The organism is Vogesella mureinivorans, assembly GCF_007644035.1.
GTDB lineage: Bacteria > Pseudomonadota > Gammaproteobacteria > Burkholderiales > Chromobacteriaceae > Vogesella > Vogesella mureinivorans.
The window spans coordinates 1-569 of the sequence record NZ_VMTV02000040.1; the positions used below are offsets into that span (position 1 = coordinate 1).

1 protein-coding gene is annotated in these 569 nt (G+C 39.9%); it reads left to right on the top strand.

The annotated features are described in order from the left end of the window. The coding region (locus FLQ44_RS01010; RefSeq protein WP_147692664.1) for an aminotransferase class I/II-fold pyridoxal phosphate-dependent enzyme at positions 1–569 on the top strand (569 nt) is incomplete at both ends.

The window sequence follows — 569 nt, forward strand, 5'->3', positions numbered from 1 at the left end:
TGAACTACAAAAAGTGAGTTTGAATACGGCAAAGAGTTGTTATGAATTGCTTGAAGCTCAAGGCTTGATTTTTGTCAAAGAAAAGTCAGGTTATTTTGTACAGGCTTTGCCAAATTCCCCGCAGATAGCTGTACCTGACCATCCAGATTTTCAGTCTAGACCACGGGAAGTTTCTAATCTGGAATTGCAAATTCAAATTCATGAGGCTGCGATCAATAATAAATTGATTCATCTCGGTTCGATTCAATTGTCACCTAATCTGGTTCCTATCGAAGCCTTACGTCGTTCAATCCAACGTGCTTTAAAGCACAGTAAACCAGAAGATTTTTTATATAACGATCGTCAAGGACATCTGCAATTGAGGGAGGCTTTGTCGGCACACTGGGCTGAAGATGGTTTTTATATTGCAAAAGAAGATATTTATATCAGTAATGGCTGTATGCCTGCACTGTCGATCATGATTCAGAGCCTTACACAAGTTGGTGATAGCGTGATTGTGCCGACACCAAACTATAATGGGCAGTTGCAGTTATTGGCTTTGTTGAAGCGAAAAATTATCGAAATCCCAG